This window comes from Methylosinus sp. H3A (assembly GCF_015709455.1).
In the GTDB taxonomy this organism is placed as follows: Bacteria; Pseudomonadota; Alphaproteobacteria; order Rhizobiales; family Beijerinckiaceae; genus Methylosinus.
This window is the reverse complement of record NZ_JADNQW010000005.1, coordinates 272,764-295,308: the sequence shown is the minus strand read 5'-3', so window position 1 is coordinate 295,308 and position 22,545 is coordinate 272,764. Positions and strand designations below refer to the sequence as shown.

Genomic DNA, 22,545 nt, shown 5'->3' with positions numbered 1-22,545 from the left:
GGAAGGGATCGTGGCCGCGCCGCCTGGCTCCACCGCCGCCGAACCGCAAGCTTCGTCCTCTGGGCAGCTGGCGCTCGCGCTCATCGTCGCGACGGCGATGGGCGCCGGCGGCGGCGGCTTCCTGGGCTTCACATTGACGGGCGACCCGGCCGCCGCCGGCAAGCCGCCGGCCGTCGAGCCGCTGCAGCATGAGAGCATGGCGCCGAAAAAGGGCGCGGAGCAGGCCGACAAAGGACATGGCGGACATGGTGCCGCGGCGCCCGGCGAGGGCGCTGCGAAGGAGGGCCCCCAGGCGAAGATGAAGCTCAAGGAGCTCGCGCCGATCGTCACTAATCTCGCCACCCCGGAGACCGGATGGGTGCGACTTCAGGCCTCGATCGTTTACGATTCTCAGGCGGTGCCGCAACCAGACATATTGATCTCGCAGGTGACCGCCGACATCGTCGCTTTCCTGCGGACGATGACGCTCGCGTCTCTCGAGGGTTCCGACGGTCTGCGGCGTCTGCACGAAGATCTGACCGATCGGGCGTCGATCCGTTCCGAGGGGCATATTCAGGAGGTCATCATTCAAGCGCTGGTCGTTCAATGAAGCGCTGGGCCGCAATCGTCCTTCTCTTGCTGCTGCCGACCGCCGCGGTCGCGCAGGGGTTCGACCTGAATGCTCTGCTGCCCTCCGGAGGGGGGGCGGCGAGCGGGAGGATCGTTCAGCTTGTCGTCATATTGACGGTCCTCTCCATCGCGCCGGGGCTGCTCATCATGGTGACGAGCTTCACTCGTTTCGCCATCGCGCTATCGTTCCTGCGCAGCGGATTGGGGTTGCAGAGCACGCCGGCCAATCTCGTTTTGATCAGCCTCGCCTTGTTCATGACCTTCTATGTCATGGCGCCGACCTTCGACGCGGCCTGGAAGGACGGGCTGAGGCCATTGATGGACAATAAAATCACCGAGGTCGAGGCGTTCGAGAAGATTTCGCAGCCGTTTCGGCGCTTCATGATCGCCAATGTGCGCGACAAGGACATCAAGCTGTTCGAGAACCTCGTGAAGGACAAAGCGACGACCGGAGACTATGACAAGCTCGGTCTTCAGGTGCTCGCCCCGGCCTTCATGATCTCCGAGCTGCGCCGCGGATTCGAGATAGGATTTCTCATTGTCCTGCCGTTCCTCGTCATCGACATGATCGTCGCCGTGATCACCATGTCGATGGGCATGATGATGCTGCCGCCCACGGCCATTTCGCTGCCCATAAAAGTATTGTTCTTCATTCTCATCGACGGCTGGAATCTGCTCGTCGGCAGTCTCATTCGATCCTACTCCTGACCACGTTTCGAGACGGCGCCCGAAGCCGCGTATCGCGGCTCCAAGGCCCTGTTAGGCCTTCATTAATCGCATTTTCTGCGATTTGTGGCGTTCCTTCGCCCTCAGTGTAATATCCGATTGTCCGGCGCGGCTACGCGAGACCGCAGGCGCGCCGTCGACAGAGTTCTTCGGATAGGGCAGGGCGCCCAAGGCATGATGCCGTTTCCGTCGAGCCGGTGAATTTCCGGGATGTCGCGTTCACCTCATCCAAGGATCGACGAGTCATGTCCAGCATCTTGACCAACGCCTCCGCCATCACCGCTCTGCAGTCGCTGCGCTCGGTCCAGTCGTCTCTCGCTTCCACCCAGAAGGAGATTTCGACGGGCCTGAAGATTTCATCGGCCACCGACAATGCCTCCACCTGGTCGATCGCTCAGACGATGAAATCCGACCAGGGAGTTCTCTCGACGATCAGCGACTCTCTGTCGGTCAGCTCCTCGGTGCTCAACGTCGCCACGGCGGCGGTGACCAACGCCATTTCGGTCATCAACAACATCAAGTCCGCCGTCGCGCAGGCCGCTCAGCCCGGCGCGGACACGGCGAAGATCGGCACCAGCCTCACGGGCCTCAGCGATCAGCTCAAGAGCATCGTCAGCTCGGCGAATTTCAATGGGTTGAATCTGCTCGACGGTTCTCGCAGCACCTTCAACTCCATCGCGTCCTATAGCGACGGAGGCGGCACCGCGGCCTCGGCGCTCAACACAATCAATCTCAACGCGACCGCGCTGATCGGCGGCGGCGGCGCCTCTCCGGCGGTTGCTGCCGGCGCCGGCATATTGGAGGTGGCTCAGGGCACCGGCGCCACTGCGGCGACGAACTTCACCAGCCTCTCCTCCGCCGATGTCGCCTCGAGCGCGACGATCACCGACACACTGTCGAACGCCGATAAGGTGATCGCGGATCTGACGCAATATGCGTCGAAGATCGGCGCGACGCAAACCAGCGTCAATGGACAGGCCGCCTTCGTCAAGACACTGAATGAAAGTCTGACGGCCGGCGTCAGCTCGCTCGTCGACGCCGACATGAACGAAGCTTCGACGCGCCTGCAGGCGTTGCAGACGCAACAGCAGCTCGGCGTCCAGTCGCTGTCGATCGCCAATCAGAACAGCCAGATCATCCTGCGCCTGTTCCAGTAATCCGCCACTCCCCGATTTCGGAAAGAAGCCGCGCCCTTCGGGGCGCGGCTTTTTTGTTGTTCGCGCGCCGCGAAGGCTTTGCTCGTTTAGACCTTTATTAAGGTTATCTAGTTAGGTTAACCACCATGCAGGCTGTGCTGTAGCCGTCGAGTCCCGATGGACTTCGACGGGTCGTCGAGTGGATTGGCTCCCGCGATGTGGCGGCGCTCCGCCGATGATTGCTTCGGATAGGGCTTCACAGCCCAAAGGCATGATGCCGTTTCCGTCGAGCCGGTGAAATTCCGGGATGCCTTTCGTCACTAGTTTCACCCCAAAAGGGATCGATGAGTCATGTCCAGCATTCTCACTAACCCCTCGGCTATCACGGCCCTTCAATCGCTTCGGTCGACGCAGCATGCGCTTGCGACCACGCAGAAGGAAGTCTCGACGGGTCTCAAGATTTCGAGCGCCACCGACAACGCTTCCACTTGGTCGATCGCCGAGACGATGAAGTCCGATCAGGGCGTGCTGTCGACGATCGGCGATTCGATGGCGGTGAGCTCGTCCCTTCTCAACATCGCCCAGACCGCAGTCACCAATGCGATCTCGGTGCTCAACAACATCAAATCGGCCGTCGCGCAAGCGGCGCAGCCCGGCGCCGACACCGCCAAGATCGGCACGAGTCTCACCGGATTGAGCAATCAGCTCAAGAGCATCGTCGCCTCCGCGAGTTTCAACGGCCTCAATATTCTGGATGGTTCGCAGGCGTCCTTCGCTTTTATCGCCTCCTACACCGACGGAGGCGGCTCCACGGCGTCCGCTCTGAACACGATCAATCTCACCGCGACCGCATTGATCGGCGGTGGCGGCGCGTCGCCGGCCGTCGCCGCCGGAGCCGGCATTCTCGAAGTCGCTCAGGGCACGGGCGCAACGGCCGCGACCGATTTGACCAATTTGTCGGCTACCGATGTCGCCTCGACTGCGGTCATCACAGACTCGCTGACCAACGCAGACAAGGCGATCTCCGACCTCACCAAATACGCCGCGCAGATCGGAGCGACGCAGACGACGCTCACGGGTCAGGCCGCTTTTGTGAAGACGTTGAACGAAGCGCTCACCAATGGCGTGAGCTCGCTGGTCGACGCAGATATGAACGAGGCCTCGACGCGGTTGCAGGCGCTGCAGACGCAGCAGCAGCTCGGCGTCCAGTCCCTGTCGATCGCCAATCAGAACAGCCAGATCATCCTCAAGCTCTTCCAGTGAGCCAGTCGGTGATCCGAGCGAGGGTTTCGCCGCTGGCGGCGAGACCCTCGATTATGTGAATTGAGAGCGACGGCAAAGTTCGCGCAAGCCACCGCAGGCACATTGGGGCTCCACATCGCGTCAACCCGATGAAACGCCCCCTATGGACCGCCTGAATCAGCTGCGAGACAATCTGCTCGGACTTGGTCCCCGCAAGCTCGCCGCCCTCGCTATGATCTTTGTCCTCGTCCTGGCGGTAACCGGGGTCGGGGCCTATTATCTTTCGCGGCCGAATTTCGAAGTGCTCTACGCGGGCCTCGATCGCGAAGATGTGAGTCGCATCGGCGCCGCATTGAAATCGAGCGGCACTCCCTTCGATATCAATCCAGAGGGCAACGCCGTCTCGGTACATTATGGCCAGACGGCGCAAGCCCGCATGATGCTCGCCGAACGAGGGCTGCCGCAGAGCTCCAACGCCGGCTACGAGCTCTTCGACAAGGTCGGATCGCTGGGCCTCACGTCGTTCATGCAGGAGGTGACGCGCATACGCGCGCTCGAAGGCGAACTCGCCCGCACCATCCAGCTGATTCGCGGCGTGAAGGCGGCGCGAGTCCATATCGTGCTCGCCGACGAGGGTTCGTTTCGTCGCGCCAAGCAGCCGCCGTCCGCCTCGGTCGTCATTCGCACCGAGAGCCCGGATGATTCGAAAGCGGCTCACGCCATTCGGCATCTCGTCGCCGCCTCTATTCCCGGAATGAATGTCGATCAGGTGACCGTACTCAACACCGACGGCATGCTGCTGACCACGTCCGAAGGAGACGAGAACGACGCCGTTCCCGGCAAGACGCTGACGCTCGAGCGCACAGTCGCCAAGGACATACAGGACAATATACGCCGGACGCTCACGCCTTATCTTCGCTTGTCGAATTTCCAGGTCAGCGTGCGAACGCGCATCAACACCGATCGCAAGCAGACCAATGAGACGATTTTCGATCCGGAATCGCGGGTCGAACGATCGGTGCGCGTCGTCAAAGAGAACTCCACCTCGCAGAACAACAGCACGACCGGCGCCGCTGGCGCGGACCGCAACATCCCGCAGGACAATAAGCCGGCCGCCTCCGAGGGCAAGCAGTCCAACGACGAGAACAAGAAGAACGAAGAGCTCACCAACTTCGAGTTGTCGTCCAAGACCATCACCACGGTCAGCGGCGGCTATACGGTCGAGAATATTTCGATCGCCGTGCTGGTCAATCGCGCGAGCCTCGGCGGCGTCGGCAAGGATGCGCCGAAGTCCGAAGCCGTCGAGCGCCAGATCAAGGAGATCGAGCAATTGGTCTCCACGGCCGCGGGGCTGCACAAGGAGCGCGGCGATACAGTCAAGGTCTCCGCCGTCGAATTCATGCCGAACGAGAACGACATGGGCCCGGTCGAGGCGCCGGGCTGGGCCGACGCGCTCACCCATCAGCTCGGCTCCGTTATCAACGCCCTCGCGCTGATCGCCGTCACCGTGATGCTCGTCATTTTCGGCCTGCGTCCGGCGACGCGCGCCTTGCTCGCCGAGGCGCCGACCGCCATTGCCGATGACACCGCATCGATGCTCGACATCGACAACGCCGTCGAATTGCCCTTCACGCCGCTCGAAGCGCCGGAGTTCACCATGGCGGCGGCCGTCGACACTGGGCTCATCGAAGATATCGCAAATCAAGAGAAGTTCACCCAGCAGAAGCGGCTAGAGCAATTGATCGAAGCCGATGAGATGCAGGCCGTGGCCATACTGAAGCAGTGGATGTATGCGGAGGGACGCGTCTGATGGCGCGCTCGGTCGCCTTCTATCTGCCACGCTTCGACGAAGGGCCGAAGATCATCGCGCCGGAGCCGCTCCCGCTTCCAATCGCTTTCGATGAGCCGGAGCTCGAGCCCGAGATTGTGGCGGCCGAGCCCGCGGAAGACCCGCTGCCGGCCCTCACAGATGAGCTGCGCGAGCAATTGCTCGAGGAAGGACGCGACTCGGCGAAAGCCGAATGTGACGCGAAGATCGAGCGAGAGCGCGCAGCCTTCGCGCAGAGGCTGGAGGAGGAGCGCCGGCGTTGGGCGCGCGAGGAAGGGGAGCGGCTAGGTCGCGACTTTCGCGATGCGCTCGGCCGCTTTTCCGCGCGCATCGGCGACGATGTCGAAAAAATCCTCGAGCCATTCGTCGTGCGCGAAATTCGCGAGCAGATGCTCGTCGGCCTCCTCGAGACTTTGCGGATCCTGCTCGTCGATCACGAAAATCCCGTCGTTCACTTGAGTGGGCCGGTGGATCTGCTCGAAGCGATCTGCACGAAATTGCATGGCGAGGATATCGCCACCAGGATCGACGATGTCGGAGGCGCCGATGTGCGCGCACGACTCGACGCGACGACGATCGAAACGCGCCTCGGCGAATGGATGGCGCAGCTGCGCGAAGGAGATGACGCCGCATGAGCGATCACGAGGAAAGCGAGATCATCTTCATCCGCAAGAAGCACGGCGAGGAGGAGGAGGGTCATCACGGCGGCGTCTGGAAGCTCGCATTCGCGGACTTCATGACGGCTATGATGGCCTTTTTTCTGGTGATGTGGCTCATCAATTCGACGTCGAAAGAAACCAAGGCGGCGATCGTCCAATATTTCAACCCGGTTCAGCTCATCGACTCCAATCCCGCGCATAAGGGGCTGCGTGATCCGGCGGAGGCCGGCCAGGGCAAGAGCCAACAACCCAGCACGGCTCCGGACAAGGGCGCGACGGCCGTTGCGCCGCCCACCCCTTCGGAGAAGGACAGTCCGCAGCGCGAGGCCGCGCTTCTCTATGATCCGATGACGACGCTCGACGAGATCGACAGAAAATCTGCGCAACCTTCGTCTTTCGGCGATCCTTTCGATCGCAGCGCTCATGGCGTCGGCTATGTGGACGAGCGCATCGAGGACAATGGCTCGCCCGACAAAGCGACGTCGGTGGAGCAGGTGGAGGGCCCGCGCGCCAAGCCGGCGCCGTCGACCCCGCAGAGCAACGGCAAAGCTTCGGCGCAACCCCCGCGTTCGGCGCTCGCGGCTCCGCCGTCCGTCGAGGACAAGAAGGGCGACATTTCGTCCGCGAGCATGAAGACTGCGGTGGAGAAGCTCGTCAAGGCCGAGAGCGGCGCATTGCGCGCCGCGCCCCATGTCGAAGTCGCGGAGACCTCGGAGGGGTTGCTGATCAGCCTCACCGACGACGCCAATTTCTCCATGTTCGCGGTCGGCTCCGTCGAACCGCGGCCGCAGGCGGTGCGCATCATCGGTCAGATCGGCCAGCTCTTGGCCAAGCAGAGCGGCGAGATCGAACTGCGGGGACATACGGACGGACGCTCCTATAAATCGGCGACCTACGACAATTGGCGCCTCTCCTCGGATCGCGCCAACATGGCTTATTACATGCTCGTGCGCGGCGGCTTTCCGGAAAAGCGCGTGGTGAAGATCGCGGGCTACGCCGACCGGCGCTTGAAGACGCCAAAGGAGCCGCTCGGAGCGGTCAATCGCCGCATCGAAATCTTGCTGCGCAGGAGCGAACGTTGAGGAATTCCGCGCAAGTCGTCATTTTGGCGATCGGCCTGATTATTCGTCTCGCGTCCGGCGCCGAAGCGGGAGAGCTCACCGAGCAGGTGAGGGCGCTCAACACGCTGCAAGGGTCGATGGTGCAAGGCGCTGCGGGCGCGCGCGGCGCGATCCCCGCGCAGATCGAGCGCATCGAGCAGATCGTGGCGTCCCTCGACGGCGAGGCGTGGAAAGAAAAGAGCAACTCCGCGGCTGCGGCGATCTTTTTGTTCTGCGGCGGCCCGTCCCGCTCCATCCGCAAAGTCCTCGATGCGCATCTCATTCCAGAAACCGACACGCGGCTCGTCGCGGGCGCTGTCGCCTATGCCGAAGGACGTAGCGAAGACGCCGCCAAGCTGCTGGCGCCGATCGACGCGCGAGCCCTCACCGACACGCTCGCTGCGCATCTGGCGCTGATACAGGGCGGATTGCTGATTGCCTCCGATAAGGCGAAGGCGCGCGATTTGTTCGATCTCGCGCGTCTGCTGATGCCGAGTTCGCTCGTCGAGGAGGCGGCCTTGCGTCGCGAGATGTCGATCGTCGACGTGGGCCAGGATCCGAATAAATTTCTGGTGCTCGGTCGCCGCTATGGGGCGCAATACGCAAAGTCGCCTTTCTCTCGAAATTATTGGGATGAAATGCGCGCCGCGACTTTGCGCGCCGCCGCTATCGGCGACAATCCTCGCCTCGGAGAATTTCGAGCGATGCTGAAGGGCGCGTCGCCAGGCCTGCGCTTCGAGACACATATGAGCGTCGCCCGTAACGCCATTCTCAATGGCCGTGTCGCTTTGGCGACGACTGAAACGCAATATGCCGGACCGCTCGTCGATTCCCCTGCCGGGCGCGCGCGCGTCGAGCTCTATCGCGCCGCGCTCGCCGGTCTTTCCGGCGACTTCGAGACGGCCGAGGCGGAGTTTCAAAAAATCGACTCGCGGATTTTGCCTTCGGCCGACATCGAGGTGCGCAATATCGTGATCGCCGCGATCGGCCGTCTTCAGGGCGCCTCGGACGGAGTGTCTTCCGCCGCGCCAGCGACGCCAGAGTCCGAGGAGGCGCGATCCGATTCGACGGTCGAGCGTTCCGCACGTCAGGCGTTGGGCGACGCCGACGCGCTGCTTCAGCGGGCGACGCGCCGATGACACTCGACGCACTTTTCTCCAATCTGGCGACTGGGCGTCTGCTCGGCCATCAGACCGACGCGGCTTCGCAGGGCCAACGCGACTCGGACGGCGCGGATGGACGCCAATTCGCTTCGCTTCTCTCCGATCTCGACGATCGGAGCGCTCCCACCGCTCGCGCCGCGTCCGCCGCTTCCTCGGCCGCGACGATCGCCGCCTCCGACGAACATCCCCACCAGCGGCCGGCCGCCGATGATGCGGCCGTCGCCGACGCGACGAGCAATCCGCCGTCCACGATGCAAGCTTTCGTCGCTGTCCCGGTCTTCGACTTGAATTGGCCGCCATCCACGAATCCGCGCCCGGCCCCATCCCGAATCGAATCCGTTGCCTCGACGGGCGATCCTGCGCCGAATGGCGGCCAGGGGAGCGCGATGCAAATCGAAGGCGGCGCGCAGGTCGCCGATGGATACGCTCCGTCGGCCGCCGCGATCTCGCCTTCGCCGTCCACATTTGCGAGCAATATGGGCGCCGTCGACGATGATCGCCGTGGCTCGACTGGGACGACGGCGGCTACGTCACGATCGTCGCTCGACGCTCCGCAGGCGACGACGCCAGATCTAGCTTCGTCGCGGCAATCCACTCACGACGTCAGCGGACAGACTCTCCCTTCGAGCGTCGGCCTATCCGTGGCTTCGACGTCGAATGCAACGACACGCTCGGCGCAGGCGCCGGGTGTGATTTCCTACGTCGCCTCGAGACGATCACCTGTCGCATCGGCGCAACCCTCGACCGAGCCGCCGAGGTCGAATAGGCCTTCGCCCGAGTCTGCGACTTCGACGTTTTCCGCGACGACGCTTTCGAGACGTGAGAACGATTCGGCATTCGCTCGGATCGCAGTCGCGCCCTCGACGAACATCGCAAGCTCGAGAGAGCGCGACTCTGCTTCGACTGGCGTCGAAGAAGTCGATGTCGCCACGACCGCGGATTTGGGCGGCGCTTCGGTCGCGCAGGTCGCGGCTCTGCCGTCTTCGAGCACGGCGGCGCGAGAGCCGCTCGCAGCGACGGCATTCATCGGCGATGCTGCGATTTGGCGCGCGCCTGATATCGACGAAGCCGAGTCGTCGCCGATCGAGACCGTCGATCGGAGCGCCGACGTCGCGCGGCAATCGGCATGGGTCACGGCGATCCCGGCGTCCGCCGATCCGTCGGCGCAAGGTTCGACGTCATCACGCGCGAGCGACGTCCATGTCGAGGTCGGAACCTCCAGAGCGTCTGCCGCCGCCTTCAGCGATCCTGTCGCTCACTCTGAAGTCGTAGTTGTTCCGAGCGGCCGTTCGAACGCCGATGCGCGTGGTGGAATGCCGTCCGGTGGCGGGCAGAGCGCGGCGTTCACGGTCGATCGCGGAGTTGCGTCGAGCGTCGACGGCGCCGATCGGACATCCGCAGTGTCATACGACGATCGACGAACGACCGAGACGAATTCGCCGACGCCGGCGAAAGCGCTCGAAAGGTCGCCATCGGATCGGATATCGTCCAGCGAGGCGACTTTCGCGGCGACAACACGAGACCGCGCGGTCTCCTCGTTCGAACTGCAAAGCGTGTCACCAGCGACGGTTTCCGCTTCGGCTCCTCGACAGGAGTTCGATGCAGCGCCTTCGACGCTGCGTGCAGCGCAATTGGATGACGGAGGACTGGTCTCCGCAGTCGACCGGCGGAGCATATCGGCTGCGGCTCGAGCGCAGACTGTCGAGCCTTCCATACCGTCATTCGATGGCGTAGTCTGGTCAGCCAATCCGGCTAGCGAAGCATCCGCGCCAACGACCTCCGCCGTCCCGCCTCGGACACTGGCGGCGACGAGCGCAGCGATCCCGGCCGATGTCGCGTCCTCGGCGAATAATATGAACGCTTCTCGCGAACGAAACACAATTGCTTCATTCGATCTGCAGAATGCGTCGACAACGATGGTCGCGGCTCCGACGCAGAGCCAGGATTTTCGGGCGTCCGCCCCAGAGGCTGACGCCGCGGCTATGGCGCAGCGCGTCGCTGCGTCGCAAGTTGCGCCATCTTCGGTTCAGACGCAGGAACGTGCGAGCCCGGCGGGTTCGCCCGAGCCTTGGTCGTCGACGCGGCGCGCCGATATGGTTCATGAGGAAAGCGCATTCACTCCATTCGATTTGCGGAGCCTCTCGTCTTCGTCGGTTCCTGATTGGGCGCAGATGCGGGATTCAGGAAATCCGACGCCTTCGCTCGACGTTCCAGAGACCATAGGGCGCGCGAACTTCGACCAAGGGGCAAGCGCGTTCTTGCCGTTCGATCTGCGGAGCGGTGGAAGCGCTGCGACCGCGCCTGCATCGGCGCCGACGCAGACCGCTGTGAGCCCTGCGATCTCGCGTGATGAACGTATTTCGATTCTGCGCGCCGAAGCGGCTGCGGGCGGAGACGGATTCTCGCCCTATGACCTGCGGAGCGACGCATCGGCGCAGACTCGCGTCGCTGCGAGCTCTGGGATTTCGACTGATGATCGCTCATCGACGCTGCGCGCTGGCGCGGCGGCGGCTTCCACGCCCGATGCAGCCGCTGCTCGTGAGGAGCGCCAGAGCTCGACCTTCGAGCCGCGGAGCGTATCGGCCAACGCGGGATCGGCTCCCGCTCAGAGGCAGGACTTTGTCGCGCCGGCAGCGCAATACGACGTCGGCTCTTCGACGCCCTATGCCGCAACAGCTCGCGCCGGATCGGCGCCGGCGCCTTTCGATCTGCGTGGCGCATCGAGCGGCGCCATTCGCGCGTCGACGGGGGATTATGCGCGATCGGCTGCAGACGAAGCGCGGCCGGGTCTTTCATTCGCAGATGCGGTCGCGGGTGCGGCGATCGCTGCGCCAGAGGATGCGGTCTCCGCGGAGCCGCAATGGGAAGCATCGGCGCGTCCGGCTGCTGTCGCGGAACGCGCCAGGATCGACGATCCGGCGTCGACGGATTCCGGCGTCGCTACTCGACGCTCGGCGCCGATCGAGACGCCGCCGGTATCGGAGGCGTTTACGATACCGACGCGAGGCGGAGCGTCTGCGAGCGCGGTGTCCGATCCGATCGCGCCGATCAACCGATCCTCTTTCGTCGAGACCGTCGTCCGCTCTGCGGACGAACGGCGTCCACCACTCACGGAGTCTTCGATCGCCGTCGCCATGTCCGATCCGCAGCCATCGAATGGATGGGGGCCGTCGGCGCCAGGCGGCGATAACGGGCGACGCATCTCCTCCGCATCACGCGCCGAGCCTCCTAGCGCTCCGAGTGTCGTGGAGTCGAGCACGGCGCAGGAGTTCGCGCGACAGCAATCGGCCCTCCGGGTTTCGGAGTCAGCCGTGGCGGCCTCGAACGTCGCCCTCGACAACACGCCGCGGGCGACTGAGCGCTCCATCGACGCCTCGGTTGCGGCGACGGTTGTCGCCGCGCCGACTCGAGATCGCGCAGCTGCGGGGTCTTTCGATTCGTTTCCCGCTATCGCCGAACCGCCAGCGGTCGCTCGCGGCGTCGACGTCGCTTCTTTGTCGAATGGCGTTCGCGGATCGGACAGCCACCCTGTCGCGCAGACGGGTGGACGACAAGCGTCCTCTATCGACGCGACGCCCGCGATTTTCGAGACGCGGGACAATGTCCGCGCTCCTGCGGACGCGCCGCTCGACGCTATGAATATCTCCGCGGCGGCGAGCGACGCTTCGGCGAACGAGGCGTCGAGAACGGAAGCCGCGCCGGAGCCGATCGGAACGCTCGCCATTCTCGCTCCTCCGACGCAATTGCCGTCGGCTTTCGCGGAACTACTCGCGCCGCAGGCGCGAAGCCTCATCGCCACCGCTTCCATGACGCGCGCTGCGCCGTCCGCGGCCGCCATCACGGCTCCCGGCGTCGAAGCGCAACGTCAGAGCGTCGCGCCAAAAATTCTGACGATCGAGCTCGAGCCGGCGACGCTCGGCGCGGTCGTCGTCAAAATGAAGCTGGCGCATTCGGGCATCGATATGCACATCAGCGTCGCATCGACGGAGGCGCTCCGGCGCCTCGACTCGACGCGGGATCAGCTCGTCGAGGCGATGCAATCGTCCGGCTGTTCCGTCGATTCCTGCACGATCCAGATCGCACAGAACGCTGCGGACGGCGGCAATGCGCAAGCGACGCCCGATAGCGGAGCTGGCTTTGCGCAATCGGGCGGAGCGGGAGCCGGTCGCGACGAGCAAAGCGTCGGTCGACAGGGAGCGGGCTATGGCGGACAGGGGGGAGATCGCAGGCAAGGCGCCGGCGGCGAGACCAACGAGCCTGGGTCGAATGGCGAGACTCGGCGGGTCGCTGATCGTCGTGGCGGCGACGTCTATCTGTGAGGCGCGAGCCGAGGGCGGGCGGACCTCCAATATTTGCGAAAGGGAGATGATCCGCGCTGCGAATGAGAATGCGGTCCCTCTCGCGGTGCTCTATGCCGTGGCGCTCACCGAGACGGGGCAGAAGGGCGCGCTCAACGCCTTCGCGATGAATGTGCAAGGACGCGCGGTCTTCAGCTCGGATTTTCGCGAGGCGATGATGCGCTTTCTCGCGGCGAGGCGATCCGGCGCCGTGCTCATCGACATCGGCTGCATGCAGGTCAATCATCATTATCACGGCGCGAGATTCGCGAGCGTGGAGGCGATGTTCGATCCACGCGCCAATGTCGATTACGCGGCGCGTTTCCTCAAGGATCTGCATAAGCGGGAGGGAACCTGGACGGCCGCCGTCGCGCGCTATCACGCCGGGCCCAACAATGCGCTGGCGCAAAAAACCTATGTGTGCTCGGTCATCGCGAATATGATCGCCAGCGGCTTCGGCGCCTGGACCGACGCCTCGCGGGAATTCTGCCGTCCGCGCCGGGAGGCCGCGTCGCGCTGAGCGCGGCGGGCGGTCAGCGTCGTTCGACCTCGCCCGCGGCGCGATGCAGATAGGATGCGAAAGCGTCGAAGATCTTGCGCATCTGCGGAGGCTTGTAGGGAAAGACGTCGACCGGATCCATGTCATGGACCAGCAGCGTATGATCGACCTTGAAGACGATCAGCTCGCCGCTCTCTGTCTCCGCGCAATCGACGCCGAAATAAGTCAGGCCCACGCATTCGACGAGCGTCTCGAATGTATCGGAGTGGCGCGTCACGAATTCGGTGTCGAAGGTCGCAAAGAAGCGTTCCTCCTCCAGTCGCCGCCGCATGTCGACCTCCATTCGGGCTTCGACATAGGAGCCGCTCCAGCCTTCCGACACGGCGAGGTGACAGGCGTAGGGGCGGCGATCGATGAAGAGCAGGCGGATTTTTCGATAGAGGCCATCTTGCCCTCTGCAATCGACGAAGGGCGATACGAGATAGGAGCGATCCAATCGCTTTTCGAGGTAGAGGCCGAGGCCTACGGGCGTGTCGATCTTCTCTGCGCCGCGCTCATTGCGTTGTTCGACGGGGCGGACGACGAGCGGAAAGCGCCAGTCCAGGGCCTCCGATCTCGCGGCGAGGCCCAGCTCGCCGCGCAACACGCGCCGCAGATGGGGCGTGCGCAGGCCCGCCTCCGTCAGATTGGCGGCGAGCTCGATCGGCTCTAGCATGGAGACGCGGCCCGGAAGATTGACGACCGGCGTCGGCCAATAGGCGAGCATATCTTCGAGCTCGGCGAGCAAGCGTCGGTTCGAACTCGTCGCAGCGATCGCGACAAAGGCGAGATCATGGTCCGGCAGCTCGGTCGGCAGGTCGCGGCCCGGCAGCACATAGACCATCGTCAAGGCGATGTCGGAGCCTTCGAGAAGAAATTCGAGCGGCGTGTTGGCGCCGATGTCCGCGGCGGCGACGAAGGCGAGCACGCGTAGCCGTGGATTGGCGCCGCAGCAGGTGCTGCGAAACACGCGCTGCTTGCTCAGCGCCATCGCCTGGCGCTTCAACCCGGTCGCGAGATTTCCTTCGAGCTGGTCGATGACTGCGAGATCCATCAGCGCGCCCGCATGATTCGGGTCGCGCTCGCACATGCCGAGCAGGCGGCCGGCGACGCGGCTCAGATCGACGCCTGCGAAGGCGAGCCTCGTCAGTTTCGCCAGGCCGATCGGTAACGTGTTCATGGGATCCGACGATCGGTCGATACGCATCAATTCACCGTCTGCCCGCTCCGATTGCCGAACGGAACTCGACCATTTCGTTCGTTGTCTCGCTCTCCGGCGACGAACCTCGGCCGTCGACGCGCGCCTCGCGTCGGTTGAGATAGCTAACGACTCAACGTTTCCCGAAGCTTGTCTAAATTTCGCGCCGCGATTCAACTTTGTGCGAATTTGAGCTATTCATTTCTCGTTCATCGATTCGAGGAACGTTCGCATGGTTGACGCTCCGACATCTCGCCCCGATGCGACGCGCCGCACGCCGCCGATCAAGACGCCGAGGATGGCGCCGCCGCCGCTCGTCGCGGATCGCCGCACGCCGCCCTCGCGCCCTGCGCGCGCGATCGGCGAGACGGCGCTGCGCACGGCCGGCGTCGGTCTCGCCGTGGTCTCCACGGCGTTTGCCGCCTATATGATCTCTGATGCGGAGCGCCGTCCGCAATTCGCCGGGCTCGAGCATCTCGCGATCTATAGCCGCCCGACGGTCATCGCGGCCAAGCGCATTCAAACCCAGATCGCCGATCAGCGCGGCAAGGTCGACTTCACTCCCGTCGGCTCGATCGGCGAGCCGCAATCGGAGGCGAGCGTTCCAGGCTTTTCATTGCTCAGCGTGCGATCCGGAGTCGCTCTGCTGCAGACGCCGAATGCGATCGTCAAAGTCTCGCCGGGCGATCTCGTCGATGGGCTCGGCCGCGTCATGGCGCTCGAGCGTCGCGGCGAGAAATGGGCGCTCGTCACTGCAGGCGGCGTCGTCATCGGCAATTGATCGGGGCGGGGCGCTGATCGGGGCGGCTCACCGCCGACCTTTGGCGTATGGTTTCGCGCGTGCGACCGCCTGGTCGATCTGGGCGTTGAATTCCGCCAGCAATCGTTCGGCCTGTCTGGCGCGGAGCTTTTCTTGTCGATCTGGGTGGCAGGCCCAGGCGAGCCGCCGCCGCAGCGCGCCGAGTTTCGTGAGCGAGCCTTCGGCGCGCAAAAGCTCGGCGAGGACGTCCTCCCGGTCCGGCAGCCGCGGCGCTTTCGGCTCCGGCTCCGCCGGCCGCCGCTCTTGCGCGTTTGCGTGATCGACGCCATAGGCGCGGCAGACACGAGCCGCGCGATCTTCGTCGGACGGCGGCGCCGGAGGCGACGCGTCGCGCAAAATCGCCCCGAGAGGCGGGGGACGCAAAGGCCCGGCGTTGCGCTCCGTTGGCCGGGACGCTTTTTCCAGGCAGTCGAGAATGGTCGCAAAATCTGTCATAGTTCCGCGCCGAGGGCAGAGGCGGGATCATGACCGCGAAGGAGTGAAAGATTGGTTGACCGGAGTCCGGCGGCGATTTCGGCGCCGGGAGCCGCCTCCCGTTCAGCCGTGCGCCGCGGCGCCTTGCAGCTTGTCGGCGACCTCGCGGAACGGATCGACGCTCGGCGGCGATTGCGGCGACTGGCTCAGCGCCTCATAGAGCTTGGGAACGAGCTGGACCGCCTGATCCAGCTCGATGTCGGTTCCCCGCTGATAGCCGCCGAGCATGCGCAGGTCGCGCGTGTCCTCGTATCGCGACACGAGCGCGCGCAGCTTTTGAATGAGATGCCTCTGCTCGGGCTTCCAGGCGTGATGGGCGAGGCGGGAGATCGACGCTTTGAGATCGATCGCAGGATAGCGGCCCTGCTCGGCGATGGCGCGGTCGAGCACGATATGGCCGTCGAGCGTGCCGCGCACGCAATCGGCGATCGGATCATTGTGATTGTCGCCGTCGACGAGGACCGAATAGACGCCGGTGATCGATCCGCGCCCTTCCTCACCCGGGCCGGCGCGCTCGAGCAGCCGCGGAATATCGGCGAATATGCTCGGCGTGTAGCCATGCGCGACCGGCGGCTCGCCTGCGGCCAGCGCCACTTCACGCGAGGCATGTGCGAAACGCGTGACGGAATCGACGATGAGCAGCACATTGCGCCCGATGTCTCGAAAAAACTCCGCGATCGTGGTCGCGGTGAGCGGCGCGAGGCGACGCATCATCGGGCTCTCGTCGCCGGTCGCGACGACGACGATCGACTCGCTCGCCTGCCCGGCGAGCACGTCGTCGAGAAACTCCCGCACTTCGCGACCACGTTCGCCGACGAGGCAGATGACCACAGTGTCGAACCCTGGCGCGCGCGCTAGCATGGCCAGCAGAGTCGATTTGCCGACGCCCGAGCCCGCGAAAATGCCGATGCGTTGCCCGGCGCAGATCGGCGTGAAGCAGTCGACGGCCTTGACGCCGGTGCGCACCGCGACGCTGACACGGGCGCGGCGCATCGCCTTGGGCGCGGCAGCGTCGACGTCGAAGGCCGTTTCGCCTTCCGACAGCGAGCCGCGCTCGTCGATCGGACGCCCAAAGGCGTCGAGCACGCGTCCAGCCCAGTCGACATCGGGCGATACCGCGATCGGGCCGGCGCGATAGGCCGGCGAGTTGAGGCCGATGCGCACACGATTGTCGAAGGATTTGACGATCGCGCCATCCTTGCCGACGCGCACGACCTGCCCCAGCGCGCCGTCATGCGGCGAACCGATACGCACGCATTCTCCGAGCTCGACAAAATCCGAAAGACCGTTCACGCGACAATGTGACGGCGTCACTTCGCTCACGAGGCCGAAAACGCGAATATGCTCGGCGCGGCGCTGATGGCGCTCGACCGCCTCGCGGAGACGTTGCAGCGATGTCATGCGCCGCCGAGCGTGCGAATGGCCTCGCGCTGCGAACTGTCGAGCATGTCGTTCATCGAGCTCACGCTGTCGAAAGCGCGCGATGTGGCGATCAGCTTGGCCATTTCGTGAATCGGATTGACGTTGGAGCTTTCGATGAAGCCCTGCTGCACGCCGTTGCGCACGAAGTCGAGCACCGCCGTCGCTGGCTTGGACGGAATGATGCTGGCGTTGGGGCCGCGGGTCAGCTCGGCGGTCTCGTCGATGGCGAAGAGGCCGACGGCGCCGATCTGCCGACCGCTCTGGGTGATCATTCCATCGCGCGAGATCATCGGCGGACCACCGTTGGGATCGAGCACGACAGCCGAATTGCCGGCGTCGAGAATAGGATATCCCGCGACGGATTGAAGATCGCCGGTGTCGGTCATGCGCATGCGTCCGTCGCGCGTATAGGCGGTCCCCTCTGGCGTGCGAATCGCGAAGAAACCATTGCCGACTATGCCGATGTCGTAGGGATCGCCGGTCTTGGTGAGCTCGCCGACGGCGCGCGAGATGAAATCCTTTCCGGCCGACACATAGGCGACCTTGCTCGTGTCGGTTGCGGAGACGACCTGTTGAAAGCTCACGCCGTCGGCGCGATAGCCGGGCGTCGCCGCATTGGCGATGTTGTTGGCGAGAGTCTCCATCCGCTTGTCGACGGACACTTGCGCCGAGAGCGAGACGTAAAAGGCCGATTGCATGTTCGAATGTCCGTGCGCCGACGCGACGGCTCCACCCCGCCGCGATGAGCCAAAGTGCCCTGTCTTGCTTGCGTGAAGCTGAAAGAAAATGTCAGCTTCGCGCAAGCGACGCTCTCTAATCCCTCTAATGAAATTCCATCGGGAGAGACGGGCGTCATGGGATTCTTCGTCGGGCTTATCATCACGATGGGATGCATGTTCGGAGGCTTCGCCGCGCTCGGCGGGCATTTGATCGTGCTCTGGCAACCATGGGAGTTCGTGATCATCATGGGCTCCTCGCTCGGCACTTTCGTCGTCGCCAATCCGACGAAAGTGATCATGGACACAGGCAAGGCGCTCGGCCAGGCGATTCTCGACAAGGGCCCCAAGCATCGCGACTTCCTCGATATACTCGGTCTGCTGCACGCATTGATGCGCGAATTGCGCAGCAAGCCGCGCAACGAGGTCGAGGCGCATGTCGACAATCCTGCGGAATCGAAGATTTTCACGGCTTTTCCGAAGGTGCTCGCCAACAAGGAGATGACCACCTTCATCTGCGACTATTGTCGGCTCTTCATCATCGGCAATGTCCGCACCTTCGAGATCGAGGCGCTGATGGACGAAGAGATCGCAGCCATCCGCTACGACCGCCTGAAGCCCTATCACGCGCTCACCTCGGTCGGCGACGGCCTGCCGGCGCTCGGCATCGTCGCGGCGGTGCTCGGCGTCATCAAGGCGATGGGCGCGCTGGATCAATCGCCGGAGCTGCTCGGCGGCCTCATCGGCGCCGCCATGGTCGGCACTTTCGCCGGCATCTTCGTCTCCTACGGCATCGTCACGCCGCTCGCCTTCAAGGTCAAGGTCGCGCGCAGCAAGGAATGTCATCTCTACGTCATCGTCAAGCAGACGCTGCTCGCCTTCATGAACGGCGCGATGCCGCAGGTGGCAGTCGAGCATGGGCGCAAGTCCATTCCCTCTTATGAGCGTCCCTCGATCGACGAGGTCGAGAACGAGACGCTTTCCGGCGGCGCGGCCGAGGCGGCGTGATAGGGATGAGCATGGACGGCGTCGCCGATTTCGCCTCGCAGGGAGTGAGGGAGCGCTTGCTCTCGGGCGGCGGGCCGTCGCTCGAGCGCATGCCGTTGTTGCGCGCAGTGTTCGACGCTATGGCGGCGGATGTGCAGGATTCGATGCGGGGTCTCGCCGAAGGAGCGATGCAGTTCGTCGTCGAGGCGACGACTGTCGCGCGCGCGAGCGACATTGCAGTCGAAGCCGATCGCGTCGCGCTCGCCGCGACCTATGTGGTCGAAACCGATCCCGACGCCAAGACCATTATCGGCGCGGATCGCCGTTTCGTGTTCACTCTGCTCGAGGGTTTGTTCGGTTCGGACGGCTCCGAGGCGCCCTATGACGCAGAGCGAGAGCTCACTGCGATCGAGACGCGCGTCGGCATGCTCGCCTTCGCGCGAGTGACAAAATCGCTGCAGGTGGCCTTAGCCTCGCTCGCCGGCGTGAGCTTCACGCTCGAGCCGGCGGAGAATCGCGTCGAGCCGGCGGGCGGCCCGCGCAAGAACGGATTCAGCGTCGTCTGCCGCTGCCGCCTGCGCGCCTTCGGAACGCAAGGCGAGTTGTTCGTCGCCATTCCGCAGGCGACGCTCGATCCGCTGCGCGATGTGCTGTCGCAGGAAGCGTCTGGGGCCGCGCCCGCGGCGGATCCGTATTGGGCGAAGCGGATGAAGGAGCGGGTCACGCAGACCGAGGTGACGCTGAGCGCAGTGATGGAGAAGGTCGATCTGACGCTTGCCGACGTCGCGCGTTTCGAGGTCGGTCAGGTCATCGAGCTGCCGGTGTCGCCGACGGGCCTCGTCGCGCTGATGTGCGAGGGGCAGTCGCTATTTTGGTGCGAGATCGGCCAGAAGGACGGCTCCTACACGATTCGCATCGACGATTTCGTCGACCAGCAACAGGAATTCATCGACGACGTCTTGCGCGGCTGAGCGACGGCGGGGACGTCGGGGAGAGGTCGACATTGGAGAGATCGACATGGGAGAGTTCGACTTGGAGAGCTCGAAGAGCGAAGAACTCGAAAGGCTGATCGGCGGCTCCCGCGCGATCGGTGAGGATTTGAGGATGGAGCCGCGCGGCGGAGAGCCGGAGATCGATCCACGCAAATTCGAATCGATTTTGCGTATTCCCGTCGTCATGCAGGTGGTGATCGGCTCGGTGACCATGCCGGTTTCAAATCTGCTAAAGCTCGGGCGCGGCGCGATCGTGCCGCTCGACCAGAAGATCGGCGAGCCGGTCGACGTCGTCGTCAATGGCCGGCTCATCGCGCGCGGCGAGGTGGTCGTCGTCGAGGACGACAATACGCGCTTCGGTGTCTCGCTCACGGAGATCATCGAGCCCGGGAGCGGCGCGCGGCGCATGTGACGGAGGCGGGAGCCCGCGATGACGAATCTGATTGCCGCCGACGCCGGCCGAGCGCTCAATGGCCCCGAGAAAGTGGCGGCGTTGCTGCTGTCGGTCGACAAGGATGTGGCGCAACGCGTCCTCAAGCACTTCGACCGCAGCGAACTGCGTCAGATCACCAAATTCGCCGCCGGCCTAGGCTCGGTTCCGGCGAGCACGATCGAGCCGCTCATCGAAGATTTCATGAATCGGCTGCAGAGTGGCGGCTCCGATCTTCGCGGCACGGCGGGCGAGGCCGAGAAGCTTCTGAGCGGGGTGATTCCGCCCGATCAGATCGCCGAGATCATGTCGGATGTGCTCGGCAGCTCGAATAGCGCTGTCTGGGATCGCGTCGGGCTAGCGCCGGAGGCGGTCTTCATCGAATATGTCTCGAAGGAGCATCCGCAGACGACAGCCTTGACGCTGTCGCGGATCGATCCGGCGCGCGCCGCCAAGGCGCTGTCGGCGCTGCCAGGCGAATTCCGCGACGACGTCATGCGCCGCATGCTATCGTCGAAGGCGGTCACCGATGAAGCGCTGCGGCTGCTCGAGACGACATTGCAGGAGAATCTTCTGCAGAACTCCGAGCTCACCGCCACTGCGGCGAAGAACGCCAAGCTCGCGGCGATCATCAACAAGATGGAGCGCGAGCATGCGGAGGGTGTTCTACGCAGCCTCTCCGAACGCCGTCCGCGCGACGCCGAAGCGCTGAAGGGCATGCTCTTCAATTTCGAGGACATCACCAAGCTCAATGTCCGCGCGCGCATGATCCTGTTCGACGCGATTCCCGCCGACCGCGTCATCATGGCCCTGCGCGGCGCCGAGGTCGATGTTCGCGATTTCGTCCTGGCGGCGCTGTCCGCGCGAACCCGGCGCATGGTGGAGGCGGAGCTCGCGAGCGGGGGGACGCCGCCGCGTCGCGACATAATGGAGGCGCGTCGCATTATCGCGGACACGGTTCTGAGGCTCGCGGAACAGGGCAAGATCGATCTGTCGAGCTCGTCCGCGGAGGCGAGCGAATGATCGCCTCTGAGCCATGAGCGATACGGAAGATCAGGAATCACGAACAGAAGAGGCGACAGAGAAGAAGATTCTCGACGCCTTGGAGCAAGGCAAGACGCCGGTCTCCCGTGATCTGTCGATCGCAACGCTCTTCCTCACATTTCTCCTCTGCGCCGCTTTTGTCGTCCAGACGGTCGGCCCGCGCCTCGTCGGCGCGCTGGCATTGATGCTCGCCAATGTCGGCCAGTTCGCGCTCGCCAATGCCGCGGACGCCTATATGCAGTCGCAGACTGTGGTGCTCGAGACCAGCCGATTTCTCACGCCGATCCTCGCGATGTTCATTGTCGCAGCGATCGTCGCGGCATTCATCCAAGGCGCGCCGCGTCTCGTCTTCCAGCGCATCGAGCCGGATTTCTCGCGCATCTCTTTGCAAGAGGGGTTGAAGCGCATTTTCGGCGTCGCTGGCGTCATCGAGCTCGTGAAGTCGGTGGTCAAGATCGTCATCATCGCGGGCGCGGTCATCTTTTCGCTGAATGTCGACCGCGGGCTCATCACCGATTCGATGCGCGTCGAGCCGGGCCAGGTTCCAGGACTGCTGCTGAAGCTCGTCATTCGCTTGACGAGCATCGTTTGCATTCCGGTGGTGCTGCTGGCCATGGCGGATTTCGCCTGGAGCCGAACGAAGTGGCGCCGCGACATGCGCATGAGCCGGCAGGAGATCAAAGAGGAGTTCAAGCAGTCGGAAGGCGACCCCATGATGAAAGCGCGTCTGCGCTCCATCGCTCTCGATCGATCGCGCAAACGCATGATGGCGGCGGTTCCGCGCGCGACTTTCGTCATCGCCAATCCCACCCATTACGCCATTGCGCTGCGCTATGTGCGCGAGGAGGGCGGCGCGCCGCTCGTCGTCGCCAAGGGAACCGATCTGATCGCGCTCAAGATCAGGGAGATCGCCGAGGAGAATGGCGTTCCCGTGCTGGAGCGCCAGGCGCTCGCGCGCGCGATGTATGACCACGTCGAGGTCGACAAGATGATCCCGCAGGAATTCTATCGCCCGGTCGCCGAGCTCATTCATTTCTTGCACAATGGCGGCCGCGCTGCCCGCTGAATGCGCGTATAATTCCAGCCTGACGCAAGACCAGGCGCATAGTTTTCCGATACGAACA

20 protein-coding genes are annotated in these 22,545 nt (G+C 64.1%); 16 read left to right on the top strand and 4 right to left on the bottom strand.

The window, feature by feature from the left end; translation table 11 throughout:
* Positions 1 to 10 precede the first annotated feature (10 nt).
* The 10 genes from IY145_RS04380 to IY145_RS04335 all read left to right on the top strand — a co-directional run bounded on the left by IY145_RS04380 (position 11) and on the right by IY145_RS04335 (position 13,320).
* Positions 11 to 589, top strand: coding sequence for a flagellar basal body-associated FliL family protein (locus tag IY145_RS04380; RefSeq protein WP_196407086.1), 579 nt, complete (start codon positions 11 to 13; stop codon positions 587 to 589).
* On the top strand, positions 586 to 1,317 hold the full coding sequence (fliP, locus tag IY145_RS04375; RefSeq protein ID WP_196407085.1) for a flagellar type III secretion system pore protein FliP: 732 nt from the start codon (positions 586 to 588) through the stop codon (positions 1,315 to 1,317). The genes IY145_RS04380 and fliP overlap by 4 nt, the downstream gene beginning before the upstream one ends.
* Before the next feature lie 263 nt (positions 1,318 to 1,580).
* Positions 1,581 to 2,492: a flagellin gene (locus IY145_RS04370; protein WP_196407084.1), complete on the top strand. Its 912-nt coding sequence runs from the start codon at positions 1,581 to 1,583 to the stop codon at positions 2,490 to 2,492.
* A 330-nt stretch (positions 2,493 to 2,822) separates the two neighbouring features.
* Positions 2,823 to 3,734: a flagellin gene (locus tag IY145_RS04365; RefSeq protein ID WP_196407083.1), complete on the top strand. Its 912-nt coding sequence runs from the start codon at positions 2,823 to 2,825 to the stop codon at positions 3,732 to 3,734.
* Between the two features lie 142 nt (positions 3,735 to 3,876).
* A complete protein-coding gene (fliF, locus tag IY145_RS04360; RefSeq protein ID WP_196407082.1) occupies positions 3,877 to 5,523 on the top strand; it encodes a flagellar basal-body MS-ring/collar protein FliF in 1,647 nt (548 codons plus the stop codon).
* Positions 5,523 to 6,176, top strand: a complete 654-nt coding sequence (locus IY145_RS04355; protein WP_196407081.1) for a hypothetical protein — start codon at positions 5,523 to 5,525, stop codon at positions 6,174 to 6,176. The genes fliF and IY145_RS04355 overlap by 1 nt, the downstream gene beginning before the upstream one ends.
* The gene (locus tag IY145_RS04350; protein WP_196407080.1) at positions 6,173 to 7,282 is read left to right on the top strand and encodes a flagellar motor protein MotB; all 1,110 of its coding nucleotides are present in this window, start codon (positions 6,173 to 6,175) and stop codon (positions 7,280 to 7,282) included. The genes IY145_RS04355 and IY145_RS04350 overlap by 4 nt, the downstream gene beginning before the upstream one ends.
* Positions 7,279 to 8,439, top strand: coding sequence for a hypothetical protein (locus tag IY145_RS04345; RefSeq protein WP_196407079.1), 1,161 nt, complete (start codon positions 7,279 to 7,281; stop codon positions 8,437 to 8,439). Before IY145_RS04350 ends, IY145_RS04345 begins: the two co-directional genes overlap by 4 nt.
* A gap of 3,335 nt (positions 8,440 to 11,774) precedes the next feature.
* On the top strand, positions 11,775 to 12,782 hold the full coding sequence (locus IY145_RS26310; RefSeq protein ID WP_196407078.1) for a flagellar hook-length control protein FliK: 1,008 nt from the start codon (positions 11,775 to 11,777) through the stop codon (positions 12,780 to 12,782).
* A complete protein-coding gene (locus IY145_RS04335; RefSeq protein WP_196407077.1) occupies positions 12,730 to 13,320 on the top strand; it encodes a transglycosylase SLT domain-containing protein in 591 nt (196 codons plus the stop codon). Before IY145_RS26310 ends, IY145_RS04335 begins: the two co-directional genes overlap by 53 nt.
* Before the next feature lie 13 nt (positions 13,321 to 13,333).
* Here the strand turns inward: IY145_RS04335 and IY145_RS04330 are convergent, their stop codons facing one another.
* Positions 13,334 to 14,518 carry a hypothetical protein gene (locus IY145_RS04330; protein WP_196407076.1) on the bottom strand — a complete coding sequence of 395 codons (1,185 nt, stop codon included), beginning with the start codon at positions 14,516 to 14,518 and terminating at the stop codon, positions 13,334 to 13,336.
* Between the two features lie 250 nt (positions 14,519 to 14,768).
* Between IY145_RS04330 and IY145_RS04325 the strand changes: the two genes are divergently transcribed.
* On the top strand, positions 14,769 to 15,317 hold the full coding sequence (locus IY145_RS04325; protein WP_196407075.1) for a hypothetical protein: 549 nt from the start codon (positions 14,769 to 14,771) through the stop codon (positions 15,315 to 15,317).
* 27 nt (positions 15,318 to 15,344) lie between these two features.
* Here IY145_RS04325 and IY145_RS04320 read toward each other — a convergent pair whose 3' ends face one another.
* The 3 genes from IY145_RS04320 to flgF form a co-directional block, all read right to left on the bottom strand.
* On the bottom strand, positions 15,345 to 15,791 hold the full coding sequence (locus tag IY145_RS04320; protein ID WP_196407074.1) for a hypothetical protein: 447 nt from the start codon (positions 15,789 to 15,791) through the stop codon (positions 15,345 to 15,347).
* A gap of 102 nt (positions 15,792 to 15,893) precedes the next feature.
* Complete coding sequence (fliI, locus tag IY145_RS04315; RefSeq protein ID WP_196407073.1) at positions 15,894 to 17,231, bottom strand: flagellar protein export ATPase FliI; 1,338 nt, start codon at positions 17,229 to 17,231, stop codon at positions 15,894 to 15,896.
* On the bottom strand, positions 17,228 to 17,950 hold the full coding sequence (flgF, locus tag IY145_RS04310; RefSeq protein WP_196407072.1) for a flagellar basal-body rod protein FlgF: 723 nt from the start codon (positions 17,948 to 17,950) through the stop codon (positions 17,228 to 17,230). The genes fliI and flgF overlap by 4 nt, the downstream gene beginning before the upstream one ends.
* A gap of 156 nt (positions 17,951 to 18,106) precedes the next feature.
* On the opposite strand from flgF, the gene motA reads away from it, so the two are divergent.
* The 5 genes from motA to IY145_RS04285 all read left to right on the top strand — a co-directional run bounded on the left by motA (position 18,107) and on the right by IY145_RS04285 (position 22,487).
* Positions 18,107 to 18,976, top strand: coding sequence for a flagellar motor stator protein MotA (gene motA / locus IY145_RS04305; protein ID WP_196407071.1), 870 nt, complete (start codon positions 18,107 to 18,109; stop codon positions 18,974 to 18,976).
* Positions 18,977 to 18,981: 5 nt separating this feature from the next.
* Positions 18,982 to 19,926 (top strand): FliM/FliN family flagellar motor switch protein, encoded by a 945-nt coding sequence (locus tag IY145_RS04300; RefSeq protein WP_196407070.1) that lies wholly within the window; start codon positions 18,982 to 18,984, stop codon positions 19,924 to 19,926.
* Positions 19,927 to 20,059: 133 nt separating this feature from the next.
* Complete coding sequence (fliN, locus tag IY145_RS04295; RefSeq protein WP_246722191.1) at positions 20,060 to 20,359, top strand: flagellar motor switch protein FliN; 300 nt, start codon at positions 20,060 to 20,062, stop codon at positions 20,357 to 20,359.
* 18 nt (positions 20,360 to 20,377) lie between these two features.
* Positions 20,378 to 21,400: a flagellar motor switch protein FliG gene (locus tag IY145_RS04290; protein WP_196407068.1), complete on the top strand. Its 1,023-nt coding sequence runs from the start codon at positions 20,378 to 20,380 to the stop codon at positions 21,398 to 21,400.
* Between the two features lie 13 nt (positions 21,401 to 21,413).
* Positions 21,414 to 22,487 carry an EscU/YscU/HrcU family type III secretion system export apparatus switch protein gene (locus IY145_RS04285; protein ID WP_196407067.1) on the top strand — a complete coding sequence of 358 codons (1,074 nt, stop codon included), beginning with the start codon at positions 21,414 to 21,416 and terminating at the stop codon, positions 22,485 to 22,487.
* The last annotated feature ends 58 nt before the right edge of the window (positions 22,488 to 22,545 follow it).